The sequence below is a fragment of the Croceicoccus bisphenolivorans genome, assembly GCF_001634625.1.
GTDB lineage: Bacteria > Pseudomonadota > Alphaproteobacteria > Sphingomonadales > Sphingomonadaceae > Croceicoccus > Croceicoccus bisphenolivorans.
This window is the reverse complement of record NZ_LRSE01000004.1, coordinates 124,569-139,152: the sequence shown is the minus strand read 5'-3', so window position 1 is coordinate 139,152 and position 14,584 is coordinate 124,569. Positions and strand designations below refer to the sequence as shown.

The 14,584-nt window shown below is 64.1% G+C and carries 13 protein-coding genes; 9 read left to right on the top strand and 4 right to left on the bottom strand.

Translation table 11 applies throughout. The annotated features are described in order from the left end of the window. Positions 1-89: 89 nt before the first annotated feature. The 3 genes from A7A77_RS05470 to A7A77_RS05460 form a co-directional block, all read right to left on the bottom strand. Positions 90-3,524 carry a TonB-dependent receptor gene (locus A7A77_RS05470; RefSeq protein ID WP_066554944.1) on the bottom strand — a complete coding sequence of 1,145 codons (3,435 nt, stop codon included), beginning with the start codon at positions 3,522-3,524 and terminating at the stop codon, positions 90-92. 299 nt (positions 3,525-3,823) lie between these two features. Beyond that, the gene (locus A7A77_RS05465; RefSeq protein WP_066554938.1) at positions 3,824-4,750 is read right to left on the bottom strand and encodes an isopenicillin N synthase family dioxygenase; all 927 of its coding nucleotides are present in this window, start codon (positions 4,748-4,750) and stop codon (positions 3,824-3,826) included. A 46-nt stretch (positions 4,751-4,796) separates the two neighbouring features. Continuing rightward, positions 4,797-6,053, bottom strand: a complete 1,257-nt coding sequence (locus A7A77_RS05460; protein ID WP_066554933.1) for a NupC/NupG family nucleoside CNT transporter — start codon at positions 6,051-6,053, stop codon at positions 4,797-4,799. 180 nt (positions 6,054-6,233) lie between these two features. Between A7A77_RS05460 and A7A77_RS05455 the strand changes: the two genes are divergently transcribed. Next, positions 6,234-6,839, top strand: a complete 606-nt coding sequence (locus A7A77_RS05455) for an exopolysaccharide biosynthesis protein (protein ID WP_066554929.1) — start codon at positions 6,234-6,236, stop codon at positions 6,837-6,839. On the opposite strand, the gene queF is transcribed toward A7A77_RS05455, so the two are convergent. After that, complete coding sequence (gene queF / locus A7A77_RS05450) at positions 6,836-7,297, bottom strand: preQ(1) synthase (protein WP_066554926.1); 462 nt, start codon at positions 7,295-7,297, stop codon at positions 6,836-6,838. The genes A7A77_RS05455 and queF overlap by 4 nt on opposite strands. A gap of 76 nt (positions 7,298-7,373) precedes the next feature. Between queF and A7A77_RS05445 the strand changes: the two genes are divergently transcribed. The 8 genes from A7A77_RS05445 (at position 7,374) to A7A77_RS05410 (ending at position 14,543) form a co-directional block, all read left to right on the top strand. Next, positions 7,374-8,210: a sulfurtransferase gene (locus tag A7A77_RS05445; protein ID WP_066555453.1), complete on the top strand. Its 837-nt coding sequence runs from the start codon at positions 7,374-7,376 to the stop codon at positions 8,208-8,210. A gap of 1 nt (position 8,211) precedes the next feature. Then, complete coding sequence (metC, locus tag A7A77_RS05440) at positions 8,212-9,429, top strand: cystathionine beta-lyase (protein ID WP_066554923.1); 1,218 nt, start codon at positions 8,212-8,214, stop codon at positions 9,427-9,429. Positions 9,430-9,436: 7 nt separating this feature from the next. Next, entirely contained in the window at positions 9,437-10,534 is a 1,098-nt protein-coding gene (locus A7A77_RS05435) for a mechanosensitive ion channel family protein (RefSeq protein ID WP_082835934.1), read from the top strand. Positions 10,535-10,624: 90 nt separating this feature from the next. After that, positions 10,625-11,395: a uroporphyrinogen-III C-methyltransferase gene (gene cobA / locus A7A77_RS05430; RefSeq protein ID WP_066554912.1), complete on the top strand. Its 771-nt coding sequence runs from the start codon at positions 10,625-10,627 to the stop codon at positions 11,393-11,395. Next, a complete protein-coding gene (locus A7A77_RS05425) occupies positions 11,392-11,688 on the top strand; it encodes a DUF2849 domain-containing protein (protein ID WP_066554909.1) in 297 nt (98 codons plus the stop codon). Before cobA ends, A7A77_RS05425 begins: the two co-directional genes overlap by 4 nt. Positions 11,689-11,691: 3 nt before the next feature. Continuing rightward, a complete protein-coding gene (locus tag A7A77_RS05420) occupies positions 11,692-13,326 on the top strand; it encodes a nitrite/sulfite reductase (protein WP_066554906.1) in 1,635 nt (544 codons plus the stop codon). Further along, on the top strand, positions 13,319-13,756 hold the full coding sequence (locus tag A7A77_RS05415) for a DUF934 domain-containing protein (protein ID WP_066554905.1): 438 nt from the start codon (positions 13,319-13,321) through the stop codon (positions 13,754-13,756). Before A7A77_RS05420 ends, A7A77_RS05415 begins: the two co-directional genes overlap by 8 nt. Beyond that, entirely contained in the window at positions 13,749-14,543 is a 795-nt protein-coding gene (locus A7A77_RS05410) for a phosphoadenylyl-sulfate reductase (RefSeq protein ID WP_066554904.1), read from the top strand. The genes A7A77_RS05415 and A7A77_RS05410 overlap by 8 nt, the downstream gene beginning before the upstream one ends. Positions 14,544-14,584: the final 41 nt, after the last annotated feature.

Here is a 14,584-nt window from a genome sequence, read left to right as displayed (position 1 = left end):
GGTCATTCCTGCATCGGTAAAATCGGAAACGCAAACGGCGGCACCCCGTGGGAGTGCCGCCGTCCTTGTGTTGGCAAAACGCGAACGGATCAGAAGTCGTAGCTGACACCGATCTTCAGGCGCCAGACCGAAGCGCTGGTCTTGATCTCGTTGTCGCCTTCGAACCCGGTCGAGTTGAAGCCGCTGATGATGTAGCGACCCTCGCTGTCGATGCCGTCAAGGCTAGCCATATCCTGGAAGCCCGCGAAATTGCGGCGACGGCTGACGTTCCAGTCCCTGTCGAGGAAGTTCAGGAAGTTGTCGAACATCGCATAGACCTTCAGGCGGTCGTCACGTCCGAAGAAACGGCCCGGACCGGGCAGTTCCTGCGAGAACGCGAGATCGACATCGAAATACCAGTCGTTGTCGCAGGTGTTGCGGGCGATGGTCCTGCCAGCGTACTTGCTTGCGCAGCCCAGACCCTGCGTAAAGGCGTAGAGGTCGGCCACGGCATCTGCGTCCGAGTCGGGCGAGATGTTCGGATCGTCAAGACCTGCCGGGATGTAGAGCAGCGCGTTGTCGTTGCCCGAAGAGGAGTCGTTGAACACGCCGCCGCCGGTGAAGGTCAGGCTGTAGGGACGGCCCGAGCTTGCGACGAACGAAACGTTCAGGCGCGTCGCGAAATCGTCGAAGAACTCTTCCTTGAACGACGTGTTGACGCTGATGTTGTGCCGGTTGCCGTAAAAGCCGCGCGTAACGCCCGGGTTCTGCCGGTCGAAGGCGGCGACGTAGTCGTAGTTCGACGTTGCGGTCGAATTGTACATGTTACGACGGTCGTGACTGTCGGTGTAGGCATAGCCGAAGCTGAAATCGACCGAGCCACCGGGGGTGAACAGGCCGCCTTCGGTATGGCGCGACAGGATGAACGACGCGATCTGGCTGGTGTAGGCACCCGCGTTCGTCAGCATGATCTCGTCATCGCGTGAAGTCGCGAAGCAATCCGAAGTGACACCGCTCCATTCGATCGGGTTGCGCGAGACGAGCGTCGCGTCACACCCCGCGACGGTGGGATCGATGGCCGCATAGATGGGGCGACCGTCGATCGTGTAGCCGTTCAGGCCTTCCGATGCGTCGATCGTCTGCGACAGGTCGATCACCGACAGCGGGTTGCGATAACGGCTGTAGATATAATCGGCATTGATGTGCCAGCCGCTGAGGATGCCGCTGGCAGCGAAATCGATGTTCGACGCAAAGCCGAAGTTGGCGCGAAGCACCGTCGGCATCTTGATGTCGGGATCGATCGACTGCGTGTCGCCGAGACCTGCCGCGCCCTGCGCCGCTGCCGAGTCCAGCACACACTGCGGAATGCCGGTGAACTGGCCACCCTGCAGCACGTTGAGATCCTCGCCAGCGCAGGCCGCGTCGTTGCTGGTCGTCTGGCCATAGGACGCACCGTTGTTCTGATAGGCGTTGCCGAACCAGACCAGCGGATCGCCGCCCGAGAAGATACCGACACCGGCGCGCAGTTGCGCACGGCTGAACACCGCGAAATCGTCAAGATCGAACGTCGCCGCAAGGCGCGGCATCACGACCGGATCGATGTTGCTGAAGCTCGTATTGTTCGAGAAACCGTAACGCTCGACGAAATTCGGGTTCAGCTGCGGGTGGACGTTAGTGTCGTACCAGTCGACGCGTACGCCGGCGGTCAGCGTCAGCGCATCGGTCGCCTGCCACTCGTCCTGTGCAAACACCGACCAGATGTCGCGCTGGAACGCGGCGGATGCCGTGGTGACGTCGCCGGTCGGCGTGTAGCTGGCGAATGCACCGACCGTGCGGCCCGGAATGACGTTTGCCGGTGTGGTCGACGTCGAGTTCCGGGTGTCCGTACCTGCGGAAATCACCCCGTTCATCAAATCCTCGACATTGCTGAATACCAGCGTGCCGGTAGCATTGTAGACATAGAGGTTGTTGAGCGAGGCGCGGTTCAGTTCGGCACCGAACTTGAGCTGATGGCGTCCTGCATCAAGCATGCCGGCCACGCGGAACTGATCAATGTCGGTGGTCAGCGAGTTGGCAGAACGGTTGACGCCCGGGCCGGCAAGGATCGTGCCGTCGGGTCCGCTCTCGTTGTCGATGCCAACGATGATACGCGGCGTCGGGTTCGCGCCTTGCGCTTCATATCCACCGATCGGGTCCTGCGCGTCGGTCACTTCCGAACGCGAGTAGCGAACTTCGGTCGAGAACATGTCCGACCACTGCGAATAGAGACGGCCCGAGTAGTAGTCGGACGTCGTGCCGGAGTTGTAATAAGTGTTGAGACCGGTCAGCTGCGACGAGCTGGCCGACGTGAAGAAGTCGTCGGTCTTGACGGTGTTTTCCTCAAGCCGCTGGTAGGTCGCCTCGAAACGATGGTCGTCGGTGATCTGCAGGTCGGCACGCACGAAATAGCGGTCGTTCTCATAGGGAAGCGACGTCGCCAGCGGGCCGGTTTCGATGCCGTAAACGTTCGAGAGAATGTCCGAGACCTCGTTGAACTGGTCGAGCGAGATGGAGCCCAGTTCCTTGGCGTAACCTGCGCCGGTCGGGCCGAATTCCTGCGGACCTGCAGCTTCCTGGTGCTCGTATGCGCCGAACAGGAACAGGCGGTCCTTGATAACCGGGCCGGAGAGATAGAAGCCGTAACGCTTCTCGGGCTCGATCGCACCGACCGTCTCGTCGGCGACCTTCGTGCCGCGCATGCCGTTGTCCGAATATTCGAAGAAGCCGCCGAAGTGGTAGTCGTTCGAACCGGACTTGGTGACGACGTTGATCGCGCAGCCGGTGAAGTTGCCGTAGTCAACGTCGAAGGGCGCAAACTGGACCTGCGTTTCGCGGATCGCGTCGAACGGCAGCGGAGCCGACGAGCGTGAAGCAAAGCCGTTGTCGTTCAGACCGTAAACATCGCTCTGGCCGATACCGTCGACGGTGAAGGCGTTCGAACGGTCGTTGCCGCCAAGGCACGAGATGCGGTCCTGACCCGACAGGTCGTCACGCGCGAGGCTGACACGCGGGTCGAGGCGCAGGACGTCGCGGATGTCGCGATTGAACGTGGGGGCGGTTTCGAGCATCTGCTCGCCGAAGCTGGTGCCCGGGCCGACGGCCAGCTGCGTGACCTGCACGCGCGCGCCGCTGACGACGATGACGTTGCCGTCCTGCGCGGTCGGGGTCAGGCGGAATGTGAAGGCGGTGTTGCCCTGCAGGGTGATCGTCTGGTCGGGAAGGCTCTGGCCTTCATAGCCCGGCGCGGTGGCGGTGATGGTGTAGGGGCCGCCCGTCGTCAGCGAAGAAACGCGGAAGCCGCCTGCCGAGCCTGCCGTGGCGGTACGTTCGGCGCCGGTACGTTCGTCGCGGACGATGACGGTCGCGCCCGGAATGGCAGAGCCGTCTTCGGCCAGAACGGTGCCTTCGACACCCGATGTGATCTGCTGCGCCATGACGGTCACGGGAAACGCGACGCTGCCGGCGATGCCCGCCACCGATGCGGCGAGAAGGTATTTCAATTTCATCTGAACTGTCCCCACAGTTGGTCGATCCCGACGGACAACCCCTCGGTTCGAGGGGCCACCTAGATAGGCAATGCGTCGTTATTTTTTCTGTTTTGCGACTGCAATATGACAGTCTGCGGATAACCCTTCGGGACAGCCGATAGAAGACAGCTTAATCGCTGTTTTAACGTGAAAAATGAACTATTTACTGACACTTATGTAAAGTGTTGCTGCAACGCCACATGATGACGCTAAAATGATTTCGACTGTAACTTATTTGACAGAACGCTGACAGTTGACGCTGAAAACCGGTTCAACTGTCACATCAATCCGATCTCTTTCAGCCGAATGGCCAGGAAGTCATGCGCAGTCAACGAGTCGGGGTACTGGTCGGGATGGGCGTCGTCGATGCAGGACGGCAGCGTCTCGATTCTGAAATCGGGCCGGAAGTGCAGGAAGAACGGCATCGAATAACGCGAACGCGTCGCCGCCTCCCCCACTGGATTACGGACCTGGTGGATGGTGGAACGCAACCGGTCGTTGGTCAGGCGGCTGAGCATGTCCCCGATATTGACCGCCAGCGCGTTCTTCGGCGGCTGAACGGGAATCCACTCCCCCTTCTGCGACAGCAGCTCGAGGCCCGCCTCTTCCGCACCCAGCAACAGCGTGATCGTGTTGATATCGCCGTGCGGCGCGGCGCGCACCGCACCGTCCGCGTTCTCGATCGGGGGATAGTGCAGCAGCCGCATGACCGAGTTGCCTTTCTCTATCGTCGGGTCGAACCAGTCAGGCGCAAGGCCGAGATGGATGGCAATCGCGGTGAGGATACGCGCGCCCGCCTTTTCGAATTCGGCGTAGAGCGTCTCGAACGTCTCCTGAAAGCCGGCGATCTCATCCGGCCAGATGTTGGGCTGCATATAGGCTTCCAGCGGATCGCCGGCGGGCAGCGTGCGGCCCACGTGCCAGAATTCCTTCAGGTCCTTCTTGTCGTAGCCCTTGGCCACCTCTGTCTTGAACGGGGTGTACCCGCGCGCGCCGCCGCCACCGGCTATGAAATAGGCGCGCTTCACCTCTTCCGGCAGGGCGAAGAAAGCGCGGGACATATCCTCCGCCCGTTCGATCAGCGCGGTGTCGATCCCGTGGTCGGTAACGATGGCAAAGCCGAACTCCTCGAAACTCTCACCCAGTTTCGTGGCAAGCTGCGCCATCGGTTCGGTCAGCGATACGGCGGCGATCTGGTCGGTCATGGCTATGGTATCCGTTGAGAAATGTTCGGGCGTAGGTCGCCGCGGCTCAGCCCATGAAAAGCCCGGCCAGCGCCGCGCTCATCAGGTTGGCAAGCGAACCTCCCGCCAGCGCGCGCAGGCCGAGCTTTGCCACCACAGGCCGCTGGCCGGGCGCAAGCCCGCCGATCACCGCGATCTGGATGGCGATGGACGAGAAATTGGCAAAGCCGCAGAGCGAGAAGGTCACGATGGCCCGCGCCCGGTCGCTCAGCACTCCGCCTTCGATCTGGCCCAGTTCGATGAAGGCGACGAATTCGTTGAGCACGATCTTGGTGCCGAACAGACCGCCCGCGATGCGCGCTTCCTCCCACGGGATGCCCAGCAGGAACATGACGGGAGAAAAGACCCAGCCGAGCAGGCTCTGGAACGTCAGCCCCTCCAGCCCGACGATCGATCCTGCGCCCGAAAGCAACCCGTTGGCCAGCGCCACCAGCGCCACGAAGGACAGCACCATCGCGCCGACGGCAACGGCGATCTTCACGCCGGTCTGCGCGCCTTGTGCCGCCGCCATCAGGATGTTGGCGGGCTTTTCCTCGTCATCGTGCGCGTCGGGCACGCCTTCGACCGGTGCCTCGCCCTCCGCCGCATCGGACGGTTCGTCCAGATCGGGCATGATGATCTTCGCCATCAGGATGCCGCCCGGCGCGCTCATGAAAGCGGCCGCCAGCAGGTAGGGCAGGTACTGTTCGCCCAGCAGGGAGGCATAGGCGGCAAGGATCGTGCCCGCCACGCCCGCCATGCCCACGCACATCATCGTGAACAGGCGGCTGGGCGCAAGGCCGGCAAGATAGGGCCGCACGACCAGCGGGCTTTCCGACTGGCCGACGAAGATGTTCGCCGCTGCCGCCAGCGCCTCCACCCGGCTAATTCCCGTAACCCAGCCGATCGCACCGCCGACCCAGCGGATCACCAGCTGCATGATGCCGAGGTAATAGAGCACGGAGACGAGGCTCGCGAAGAAGATGATCACCGTCAGCGCCGCGATGGCAAAGCTGTTGCCGCCGATTTCGGGGCTGGCCAGCGGGCCGAAGATGAAGTTCGTCCCTTCCGCGGCATAGCCAAGCAGGTTGGACACGCCCCGGCTCATCGCCCCGATCACCGCCGTGCCCCATGGCGTGCGCAGGACGAGCAGCGCCATCAGCGCCTGCAGCGCAAAGGCCGCGCCGACGACCCGCAAGCGGATGCGCCGCCGCGCCGTCGACAGGGCAAAGGCGATCAGCAGGATAAGGGCGATGCCGGCAAGGCTGATCAACTGGTTGGGCATGTATGGGGAGCTTGTCTCGCGATAGGTGGAATATAGTCGCGACCGAAACCTTTAGACGCCTCTACAGTCCGCTGCCAAGCCAAGACTACGCTTGTCAGGAATCTGTCCACCGGGCACCAAGCGGGTGATCGCGCGTTCAATCGGCGATACCGGGATGATCCCAAGGGACAAGGGGGCACAATGGCCGCAGATCCGCACAGCGTTTGCGAGATTCTCAATTGTCTGGACGAAGTGGCCAAGGAACACAGCAAGGTCTCCGTCGAAAACGTGGTCGATGCCATCGGCAGCCGCAGTTACGGGCCGTTCCTGCTGGTCCCCGCATTGCTGGAAATCACGCCCGTCGGGGCGATCCCCGGCGTGCCGACGTTCCTTGCCGTCATCATCACGCTGGTCGCATTGCAGATGCTGTTCGGGCGCAAGCACATCTGGATACCCGGCTTTATCAGCCATCGTTCGGTCAGCGCCGAACGCGTCGAGAAGGCGAGCAGGAAGCTGCGCAAGATCGCAGCCTTTCTCGACAAGTGGTTCCACGGACGGTTGAAGGCGCTGACCCATGGCGTGCCGGTGCGGATCGCCGCGATCCTGATCATCGGCCTTTGCGCGACGGTGCCGCCGCTGGAGCTGGTGCCCTTTGCAAGTTCCGGCCCGATGATCGCGGTTGCCGCCTTCGGCCTTGCGCTGATGGTGCGCGACGGGTTGCTGATGCTGATCGCCACCGCGATGAGCCTTGCCGCATTCGGCATCGGCTTCACGATGATGGGCGGCAAGGAAAGCTCGGGCGGTTAACCGCGCCCGCGATAGGACGCGACGCCCTGATCCGGCACCCACAGGCCATCGGGCGCGGCGCCGGTTTGCCAGAACACGTCGATCGGAATGCCGCCGCGCGGATACCAGTAGCCGCCGATGCGCAGCCAGACCGGCTTCATCTCTTCCGCCAGCCGCTGGCCGATGCCCACGGTCACATCCTCGTGAAAGCCGCAGTGGTTGCGGAACGAGCCGAGGAACAGCTTCAGCGACTTCGATTCCACGATAGTCTCGCCCGGCGCGTAGTCGATGACGAGATGCGCGAAATCGGGCTGGCCGGTTACGGGGCACAGCGAGGTAAACTCCGGCGCGGCAAAGCGCACCATGTACAGCGAGCCGGCACGCGGGTTCGGCACATAGTCCAGCACCGCCGCTTCGGGAGAGGCGGGGAGCGCGCTGGTCTGGCCCAGATGAAGCGGGCTGATCGTTTCGTCGGTCATGAAAGGGGCTTTTGCACGCCGCCGCTGCTTGCTCAAGCCCGTAACGGCGCGCTATCGCTGCGGCAAAGGAGGCCCCATGGCTCAACTCGTTTCCCCCCAATGGCTTGCCGATCATCTGTCGGATGCAGGCCTCGTCGTGCTCGACGCCAGTTATCACTTGCCCGACGCCTGCCGCGATCCGGAAGCGGAGTATCGCGCCGGCCACATCCCGGGAGCACGCTTCGTGGGCTTCAAGACCATCGCGGACGGCTCCTCCGGCCTCGACAATACCGTGCCGCAGACTGCTGCCTTTGCCGCGCGCATGGCCGAACTGGGCGTGGGCGATGACAGCACGGTCGTGATCTATGACGACAGTCCGCACCATACCGCCGCGCGCCTGTGGTTCCTGTTGAAGATGTTCGGCAAGGATGCCGCGATCCTCGACGGCGGGTTGAATGCGTGGAAGATGCAGGCCCGCCCGTTGAGCCACGAGGTGCCCGCCCCTGCCGCCGCCACGTTCACGCCGCGCCGCGACGATGCCTTTATGCGGGACAAGGCGGCGATGCTGGCCAATATCGACAGCCGCGCCGAACAGGTCGTCGACGCGCGCGGTGCGGCCCGCTTTACCGGCGATGCCCCCGAAGTGCGCGCCGGACAGGCATCGGGGCACATTCCCGGTTCGCGCAACGTGCCGATCGCGGTGCTGTTCGAAGCGGACGGAACGATGAAACCCCTGCCCGATATAGAGGCGGAGTTCATCGGCGCGGGCGTCGATCTGGACCGTCCGGTGGTCACCAGTTGCGGATCGGGCGTAACGGCAGCGGTGCTGTCCTTCGCGCTGGCAAGGCTGGGCCGCGAAAGCGCGATCTATGACGGAAGCTGGAGCGAATGGGCCGCCGATCCCGCCACGCCAAAGGCAACGGGGCTGGCATAAGGTGGCAAAGGACGATCCCAACCTGAAATCCGGCACGAAAGTCGTGACCGGCGGGCGCAAGGCGGAATGGACGGGGCTGCCCGGCCAGTCGGGCCGCGTCGTCAATCCGCCGGTCTGGCGCGCGAGTACCCACCTTTACGAAGACACCGCCGCGCTGGCCGACATGCGCGGAAGGAACGAGGACGGCGTACTCTATTACGGCCGCAGAGGCGCACCGACGCAATGGGCGCTGTGCGATGCGCTGACCGCGCTGGAACCGGGCGCGTTCGGTACGATGCTCTATCCGTCGGGCGTCGCGGCCATCGCGGGCGCGCTGATGAGCGTGGTACGCCCCGGCGACCGGCTGCTGGTGACCGACAACGCCTATGACCCCACGCGCAACATGGGGCTAGGCCTGCTGAAGAATTTCGGCGTGGAGACGGTGTTCTTCGACCCGCTCGACGTGGATGCCTTCCGCGCGCTGGTGGCGGAAGGGGCGCAGGCCGTATTCCTCGAAGCGCCCGGCTCGCTTTCGTTCGAGGTGTGCGACCTGCCCGCGCTTACCGCCATCGCCAAGGATGCGGGGGCGTGGGTCATCCTCGACAATACGTGGAGCGGGCCGACCGGTCTTGCCGCTCTGGCCATGGGCATCGACGGCACCGTCAACGCGCTTACGAAGCATGTCGGCGGGCATTCCGACCTGATGATGGGCGCGGCGACAGGGACGGAGCGGCTGTACAAACGCCTGCGCCGCACCGCGCAGCAGTTGGGGCAGGTCGTCTCTCCCGACGATGCGGCACTCGCCCTTCGCGGCCTGCGCACGCTGGACGTGCGGCTGAAGCGGGAGAGCGAGAGCGCGCTCGCCATCGCGGAGTGGCTGGCCGAACGGCCCGAAGTTGAGGCCGTGCTCTGCCCGATGCTGCCCGGCGCACCGGGACACGACATCTGGAAGCGCGATTTTACCGGCGGCTGCGGGCTGTTCTCCTTCGTGCTGAAGACACCGGACCGCGATGCGCGCGCGCGGCTGATCGACGCTCTTTCCCTGTTCGGCATCGGCTATTCATGGGGCGGGTTCGAAAGCCTTGCCCTTCCGGTCGATCCGGCAAAGGACCGTTCGGTTGCGGCATGGCCGCCCGTGGGGGTGGACCCGGACTGCACGCTCGGGGTACGTCTGTCCATCGGGCTGGAGGATACGGGCGACCTGATCGCCGATCTGGCGCAGGCTTTCGAAAGGATGTGATGCACGCATGACCGTCGCTGCCGAAACTCCCGTGCCGGATGCAACCGCCAGCGACGCCGTCGCCTCCGTCACGGACAAGGTCGCGGCAACCGCGGCACAGGCGGCACAGGCAGTGCAGGACAACGACCCCCTGAAAGGCGCGGACCAGATCAAGGACGCCGTGGCCGAACAGTCGATGACGATCGCGCAGATCATCGAACATCTCGATTCGCTGGGCGTTACCGTTGGCGACACCCGCTTCTCCGTCTGGACCGCGCTGGTCGTGGTGATGGTGATCGCGGGCGTGATCGTCTTTGCAAGGCTGGCCAGCAAGGGCGCACACGCCATGCTGAAACGGATGACACGCCTGTCGCCGACGCAAAGCCTGTTGATGGACAAAGTGCTGACGATGGTCGTCTGGGCCTTTGCCATCCTGATCGGGATCGACCTGCTGGGGGTCGACCTCACCGCCTTTGCCGTATTCTCCGGCGCGTTCGGCCTTGCCATCGGTTTCGGCCTGCAGAAAACCTTCGGCAACCTGATCGCGGGGATGATCCTGCTGATGGACCGTTCGATCAAGCCGGGCGACGTGATCGCGGTTACCGACATGGCGGGGAACGAGACGTTCGGCCAGATCCGCAAGATCGGCATCCGCGCCATTTCCGTCACCACGCGGGATGAGCGGGAGTACCTGATTCCCAACGAGAACCTGATGATCAACCAGGTCGAGAACTGGTCGTTCTCCAGCCGCAACGTGCGTATCCAGGTGCCGGTCGGCGTCGGCTACCACAGCGACATCCACAAGGCCGAGGAACTGATGCTGGAGGCCGCCGCATCGTGCAAGCGCGTGCTGGAACTGCCCGCGCCCAGCGTGTGGCTATCGGGCTATGGCGACAGCTCCGTCGATTTCGTGATCCACTGCTGGATTCGCGATCCGGAACTGGGCGTGGGCAACATCCGGTCCGAAGTGCTGAAGAAGCTGTGGGACCTGTTCCACGAACACGATATCGAAATCCCCTTCCCGCAGCGCGACATAAACCTGCGCGGCAACGCACAGTTCGATCAGCTTATCGCCGCGATCTCGCAGCGGTTGGAAGAAAACAAGGCTGCGAAATCAAGCGATTAAACCATTTCCTCGCGCGGCTAAAGCCCAGCTAAGCCCCCGCCAAACCATTCTGGCTGGCCTTCGCAGCCGCGAAGGGCCATCTGCTCCACCATGTCGACACCCACGCAGCACACTGGCCGAGTCTTTCTCGTCGGCGCGGGACCGGGCGATCCGGACCTGCTGACCCTGCGCGCCGCCCGCCTGCTGACGGGTGCGAGGCTTGTCGTCCATGACGGCCTTGTCGAACCCGCAATTCTCGCCATGGCCCACCCGCAGGCGCGGTTGATCTCCGTCGCCAAGCGCCGTGCCCACCACACGATGCCGCAGGAAGACATCTGCGCCCTGCTGGTGCGCGAAGCGCTGGCCGGAAACGATGTCGTCCGGCTGAAGGGCGGCGACCCGCTGGTCTTCGGACGCGGCGGCGAAGAGGCGGAGGCCTGCCGCGCCGCGGGCGTCCCTGTCGAAATCGTACCCGGCATCTCCGCCGCCAATGCCGCCGGTGCCGCGGCGCAGATCGCCCTTACCCACCGCGATCATGCCAGCGTCGTCAGCTTCGTCGCGGGCCAGTGCAAGGGCCTGTCGGACCAGAACTGGTCGGGCCTTGTCGGTGTGGGCCGCACGCTCGTCATCTACATGGGCGTGAAGACCGCGCCCCAGATCGCCGAAAAGCTGATGGCCGACGGGCTTGCCCCTGACATGGCCGTCGCCGTCATCGAAAATGCCGCCCGCCCCGAAATGCGCGTGTTGCGCGGGGTACTGGCGAGCCTTCCCGAACTGGTCGAAGGCAACAAGGTCAAGAGCCCCGCGCTCATCGTCATCGGCGAAGTTACCCGCGAACGCGACGACGCGCTTTGCGCAATTGCAGTGAAAGCAGAACAATGAAGATCCTGACCGGAAACGACCTGAAGACAGGCGACGTGACCTGGTGGACCGGCGAAGGCTGGTCGCGCCACGTCAACGATGCAATCGACGTGGGCGACAAGGCCGACGAAATCGCCGCCCGCGAAGAAGCATCGCGCAACGTGCTCGCGCCCTATGCGATCGACGCCACCACCGACGAAAACGGCGTGCGCCCCGGCCACATCAAGGACCGCATCCGCGCCCTTGGCCCGACGGTCCGCCCCGACCTGACCCTGAAACCCGCCGACCCCGCCGCCGGCAACTGGGTGATCTGAGCCATGTACAAGTACGACAACTACGACCAGCAGATGGTCGACACCCGCGTCGAGGAATTCCGCGACCAGACCCGCCGCCGCCTGTCGGGCGAACTGCCGGAGGACAAGTTCCGTCCGCTGCGCCTGATGAACGGCCTTTACCTGCAGCTTCACGCCTACATGCTGCGCGTCGCCGTGCCCTATGGCACGCTGTCGGGCGCGCAGATGAAGGTGCTGGGCGACATCGCGGACAAGTACGACCGCGGCTACGGCCACTTCACCACGCGCCAGAACATCCAGTACAACTGGATCAAGCTGGAGGAAGCACCCGACATCCTGGCCGATCTGGCCAAAGTCGAGATGCACGCCATCCAGACCAGCGGCAACTGCATCCGCAACATCAGTTCCGACCATTTCGCCGGCGCCGCCGCAGACGAACTGATCGATCCGCGCCCCTATGCCGAACTGCTGCGCCAGTGGTCCAGCTTCCACCCCGAATTCTGCGCCCTGCCGCGCAAGTTCAAGATCGCCGTCATCGCATCTGACACCGACCGTGCGGCCATGCGCCTGCACGATATCGGCATCCAGATCGTGAAGAATGACGCGGGCGAAATCGGCGCTGCGTTCTACGTCGGCGGCGGCATGGGCCGTACGCCCATGGTCGCGCCCTGCATCAACGAATTCGTGCCGCTCGACTGGCTGATCACTTATTCGGAAGCGTGCCTGCGGGTCTACAACCGCTATGGCCGCCGCGACAACAAATACAAGGCGCGCATCAAGATCCTCGTCCACGAACTGGGCAAGGACGAATACACGCGCCAGGTCGAGGAAGAGTTCGCGCACCTGAAGTCGCAGGGCATCGAACCGCCGCTGGCAGAGCTGGAGCGGATCAAGCCCTACTTCGCAGACCCCGCATTCAAGGCGGGCCTGTCGGACGGGATCGACCGCAGCGATCCGGACTTCGCCCTCTGGGTCGACCGCAACACGATTGCCCACAAGGCCCCCGGCTACGTCAGCGCGGTCATCTCGCTGAAGCCCGTCGGCGGCATTCCGGGTGACGCCAGCGCGGACCAGATCCGCCTGATGGGCAAGCTTGCCACCGACTACTCGTTCGACGAGTGCCGCGTGACTCACACCCAGAACATCGTCCTGCCCCACGTCGAAAAGGCGCGGCTGAAGGAACTGTTCGACGTGCTCGACGCCAACGGCCTGTCGACCCCGAACCTCGACACGATCGAGGATATCATCGCCTGCCCCGGCCTAGACTATTGCAGCCTTGCCAACGCACGGTCGATTCCGGTCGCGCAGAAGATTTCCGAGCGTTTCGCCAGCACCGGCAAGACCGAAACGCTGGGCGAGCTGAAGCTGAAGATTTCGGGCTGCATCAATGCCTGCGGCCACCACCACGCGGGCCACATCGGCATCCTCGGCGTCGACAGGAAGGGGGTGGAAAACTACCAGCTCCTCCTTGGCGGCAGCGAGGCCGAAGACACTTCGCTGGGCAAGATCACCGGCCCCGGATTTGACGAGGACGGCATCGTCGACGCGGTCGAACGCGCGACCGACGTCTATCTCGCCAAGCGCGAGGAGGGCGAGCGTTTCCTCGATACTTACCGCCGCATCGGCATGGACCCGTTCAAGGAGGCGATCTATGGTTGAGCTTCTCCGCTTCCGCACTGACGAACCGAGCGAAAGCCCCGCCGTCACCGTCGACTGCTTTGGCGAACAGACCAATGCTGGCGCCGTCCGCATCGAACCGGGCGACGACGCTCGCGAACTTTTGCCCCATCTTGCCCACATCACCCGCGTGGAAGTGAACTTCCCCGTGTTCGGCGACGGGCGCGGCTATTCGGCGGCGCGCATCCTGCGCGAAGCCGGGTACGAAGGCGAAATCCGTGCCGTGGGCGATGTCGCGGTGGATCAGTTGGCGGCACTGCGCCGCTGCGGGTTCGACGCGTTCCAGCCGGACGTGCCGATGAACGACGCCGATGCGGATGCCGCGCTGGCCCGTTGGGACAATGTCTACCAGAAGACGACGGACGGCCGCGCGCCGATCTGGGCGCTTCGTCACGGAAACGCGAATGCCTGAAGCAGCCCGCCGCCTCGACCGTATCGACACCGCCCCGCGCTTCACCGCAGAAGACGCCGCCGCGCTCAACGCGCGCTATGCGGACGCTTCGGCGGAGGATATCCTGCGCGCGGTTCTGGTTGACGGTGTGGCCGGGCGCGTGGCGCTGGTTTCCAGCTTCGGCGCGGAAAGCTCGGTCCTGCTGCACCTTGCGGCAAAGGTCGACAAGGGCGCGCCGGTGCTGTTTCTTGAAACCGGCAAGCATTTTCCCGAGACGCTGGCCTATCGCGACCTGCTGGTCGAGAAGCTGGGGCTGACGAACCTCATCAACCTTACGCCCGATGCCGAGGCACTGGCGGCGAAGGACGAGAGCGGGTTGCGCTGGTCCTACGACCCCGATGGCTGCTGCGAGATCCGCAAAGTCATCCCGCTGGCCAAGGAACTGGCGGGCTACGACGCATCGATCACGGGTCGCAAGGCGTTCCAGTCGGCCACCCGCGCCGACCTGCCGATCTTCGAACTGGACACGTCCGACACGGCGGGCCGGTTGAAGGTGAACCCGCTGATCGGGTGGAGCCGCGACGACCTCCTCGCCTACATGGACGAGCAGGACCTGCCCCGCCATCCGCTGGTGGAACAGGGCTATCCCTCGATCGGCTGCATGCCCTGCACCAGCACCGTCGCGCCGGGCGAAGACCCCCGCTCGGGCCGCTGGCGCGGCTGGGACAAGACCGAATGCGGCATCCACCAGGTTCCGGGACTCACGCCGGATGGCGACCTGCCACCCGATTTCGATCCGGTGTTCTGAGGCTGGAAGGCAAACTGTCGGGAAAGATCCCCGACCAATGC